Source organism: Dietzia sp. HMSC21D01 (assembly GCF_001815995.1).
GTDB classification, from domain to species: domain Bacteria; phylum Actinomycetota; class Actinomycetes; order Mycobacteriales; family Mycobacteriaceae; genus Dietzia; species Dietzia cinnamea.
On sequence record NZ_KV823971.1, the window covers coordinates 1 to 3234 of the forward strand.

At 72.2% G+C, this 3234-nt stretch carries 4 protein-coding genes; 3 read left to right on the top strand and 1 reads right to left on the bottom strand.

Annotation, left to right across the window (positions count from 1 at the left end):
* Both HMPREF3086_RS11170 and HMPREF3086_RS11175 read left to right on the top strand, forming a co-directional pair.
* On the top strand, positions 1-1186 hold a 1186-nt coding region (locus tag HMPREF3086_RS11170), incomplete at its 5' end, for an ATP-binding cassette domain-containing protein (protein WP_070721906.1).
* A complete protein-coding gene (locus HMPREF3086_RS11175) occupies positions 1176-1811 on the top strand; it encodes a GyrI-like domain-containing protein (RefSeq protein WP_061916850.1) in 636 nt (211 codons plus the stop codon). The genes HMPREF3086_RS11170 and HMPREF3086_RS11175, both read left to right, overlap by 11 nt.
* Positions 1812-1832: 21 nt before the next feature.
* Here the strand turns inward: HMPREF3086_RS11175 and HMPREF3086_RS11180 are convergent, their stop codons facing one another.
* On the bottom strand, positions 1833-2267 hold the full coding sequence (locus HMPREF3086_RS11180; RefSeq protein WP_007633908.1) for a MarR family winged helix-turn-helix transcriptional regulator: 435 nt from the start codon (positions 2265-2267) through the stop codon (positions 1833-1835).
* A 61-nt stretch (positions 2268-2328) separates the two neighbouring features.
* On the opposite strand from HMPREF3086_RS11180, the gene HMPREF3086_RS11185 reads away from it, so the two are divergent.
* Positions 2329-2808 (top strand): DoxX family protein, encoded by a 480-nt coding sequence (locus HMPREF3086_RS11185; protein WP_083324411.1) that lies wholly within the window; start codon positions 2329-2331, stop codon positions 2806-2808.
* Positions 2809-3234: the final 426 nt, after the last annotated feature.

Below are 3234 nucleotides of genomic sequence, written 5' to 3' on the forward strand. Positions count from 1 at the left end.
CGGGCTCGGCGCGTGCGACGACCGCGCGCGCCCGCTGGCGTCGTTGTCCGTGGGGCAGCGCTACCGGGTCCGCCTGGCCTGCGTGCTGGGCGCGCACCACGACCTGCTGCTGCTCGACGAGCCGACCAACCACCTCGACGCGTCCGGGCTGGAGTTCCTCACCGCCCGGCTGCGGGCGCACCCCGGCGGGGTCGCCGTCGTCTCGCACGATCGGGCGCTCCTGCGCGAGGTGGCGACGCATTTCTGCGACCTGGACCCGAGCCCGGACGGGAAGCCTCTGGTGTTCGGCGGCGGCTACGAGGGTTGGCTCGAGGGGCGCCGTCGTGTGCGCTCCGCGTGGGAGCAGGCCCACGCCGAGCAGCTCGACGAGCACCACAGACTCGCCCGCGCCGCGGACGAGGCTCGGGACCGGCTCCGCGACGGGTGGCGCCCCGCGAAGGGACACGGCAAGCATGAGCGGTCGACGCGCGCGGGCGGCACCGTCCGGGCGTTCGTCCGCCGCCGCGAGGAGCTCGAGCGCCACCGCGTATCCGTGCCGCCGCCTCCGCCGCGGTTCCGGTGGCCGGCGTGGGACGTCCCGGCCGGGCAGCGGGTGTTGACCTGCCGTGAGGTCGTCGTGTCGGGGCGGCTGCGCACGCCGGTTTCGTTCTCGCTCGACACCGGCGACCGACTACTGGTCACCGGCCCGAACGGGGCGGGCAAGTCGACGCTGCTCGCCCTGCTCGCGCGGGAGCTCGTCCCGGACCGTGGGGCGGTCGATCGTCGTCCTGCCGCGCGGGTCGCGTACCTGTCCCAGGAGGTGCCGGAGTGGGATCCGCTGCGGACCGCGGCGCAGATCTACACCGAGCACGTCAGTCGGCTGGGCCGTGCCGACGCGCCGGGGCTGACGTCGACCGGGCTCCTGGACCCGCGCGCCGCCGCCACCGCGGTGAGCCGGATGTCGCAGGGCCAGCAGCGTCGCCTCCACCTCGCGCTGTGCCTGGCCGCGCGGCCCGCGCTGCTGATACTGGACGAGCCGACCAACCACCTGTCGTCAACCCTGGTGGACGGGCTCACCGAGGCGCTGGTCACCGCGTCCTGCGCGGTGGTCGTGGCCACCCACGACCGTCAGCTCCTGCGGGACCTGTCCTCGTGGCCGGCCCTCGCCCTGACGCCGTCGGGAGTAGATTCTGCGCATGTCCGCTAACGCGAACCCCGGAAGCGTCGACATCAAGCGGCTGCGACGCGACCTGTACTCGGGCCGCGTCGGGCGCATCGACACGGTGGAGGTCCCGCCCATGTGGTTCCTGCAGGTCGACGGCCGCGGCGACCCCGACACCGCGCCGGCCTACCGCACTGCCGTCGAGTCGCTGTACGTCCTGTCGTACGCGATCCGGGCGATCGCGAAGTCGGAGCTCGGGCGGGTCCACACCGTGGGCCCGCTCGAGGGGCTCTGGTACGCCGACGATCCGCGGGTGTTCACCGCGCGGGACAAGGACGCGTGGAACTGGACGATGATGATCTGGCAGCCGGAGTGGATCACGCCGGAGGTCGTCGCCGCCGCGGGGGAGAGGGTGACGACGACGAGGGGCTCGGACGCCGGGGAGCGTGTGCGGTTCGCCCGGTTCGCGGAGGGTACGGCAGTGCAGACGCTGCACGTGGGGCCTTATGACGAGGAAGGGCCGGTCATCGCGCGGATGCACGCGGAAGCGATCGCGGGCCGGCGCGCGGCGCTGTCCGGCCACCATCACGAGATCTATCTCTCGGATCCGCGCAGGGTCGAGCCCGCGAGGCTCAAGACGATCCTCCGCCAGCCCGTCGCGTCCGGCTGAGCCGCCGCCGCGCCGGGTCCGCTACGCGCCGGCCTCGAGAGAGTCGACGAGGCGCTGGGCGAGCGTGCGCAGTTGCAGCAGGTCCTCCTCCGACATGTCCAGCCTGCCGAGCAGGGAACACTGGATCGTCTCGGCCTCCGCGCGCAGCTTTTCGCCGGACTCGGTGAGGTGGACGTGGACGCTCCGGCCGTCGTCGGCGGACCGCGAGCGGGCGACGAGCCCGGCGTTCTCGAGGCGCGCCAGGAGCGGGGACAGTGTCCCGGAGTCCAGGTGGAGGCGGTCGCCTAGCTGGCGGACCGTGAGGCCGTCCTCCTCCCACAGGGCGAGCAGGGCGAGGTACTGCGGGTAGGTGAGGCCGACCGAGGCGAGGGCGTGCCGGTAGGCCGAGGTCGAGGCGCGCGAGGCCGCGTAGAGGGAGAAGCAGACCTGGTGGTCGAGGCGGAGATCGGCGGGCATGGGTCCCAGTATCCCGGACATACCGGTTGCGCTCAACTCAGTTGTGCGCAACACTTCCGGAATGGACGATCTCACCCAGTCACACCGGACCGCACCCACGCAGTCGTCGACCCGCAGGGGCCGGCGCATCGGGGAGGTGGCGCGCCACGTCGGCCGCTGGGCGCTCGGCGCCGCCCTGCTCGGCGCGGGCACCGGCCACCTCACGACCATGCGGCAGGAGTTCCAGGCGCAGGTCCCGACGTGGGTGCCGCTCGACCCGGACTTCGTCGTGGTCGCGTCCGGCGTCGTCGAGCTGGGCCTCGGCGCCTCGCTCATCCTCGCTCCGGCCCGCTTCCGTCCCGCGGTGGGCGGGGTGGCCGCCGCGTTCTTCGTCGCGATCTTCCCGGGCAACATCTCGCAGTACGTCACCGGCACCGCGGCCTTCGGGCTCGACACCGACCGCGACCGGTTCGTCCGACTGTTCTTCCAGCCGGTCCTCGTCGCCTGGGCCCTGTGGTCGACCGGTGCGTGGCGCGCATGGCGGGCCCGGGCTCGCCGTTGAGCCGCCTCGCCGCATCCGGCCTCACCGCAGACGGTCGCGAGCCCGACACGGGCCGCACACGCTTTGACCAAAGGTGACGCCCGAGGGACGGCACTATTACGTCACTGTGACACTTCGTCTACGTCTGCGGGGACCCAGCGAACACAGGGTGGACATCGACGAGTTCTGCCGCGGTGGGGATTTCCTGACGCCTGGGCGGCTCCGGGGCGGAACCGCGACACCAATCGGCCCGGGGTGGAGGCGAGACGAGATCCGCGTCGTCCGCAGCCACTGGTAGAAATCCTCATTCGGAGTGGCGACGTGGGTGGATGGCGCTCGACCACGGCGGCCACGGTTTGGAGTCGCCCCACCCTCCGCAGCACGCCCGAAGTGCCGATAATCTACATTATGTAAAGTGAAGATCTGCGTATTGCATCAGATGAATCG

What these genes read in the sequence shown, in the direction of transcription:
- HMPREF3086_RS11175 (WP_061916850.1), top strand. Translation starts at nt 1,176, where the DNA reads ATGTCCGCTAACGCGAACCCCGGAAGCGTCGACATCAAGCGGCTGCGA.
- HMPREF3086_RS11180 (WP_007633908.1), bottom strand. Translation starts at nt 2,267, where the DNA reads ATGCCCGCCGATCTCCGCCTCGACCACCAGGTCTGCTTCTCCCTCTAC.
- HMPREF3086_RS11185 (WP_083324411.1), top strand. Translation starts at nt 2,329, where the DNA reads ATGGACGATCTCACCCAGTCACACCGGACCGCACCCACGCAGTCGTCG.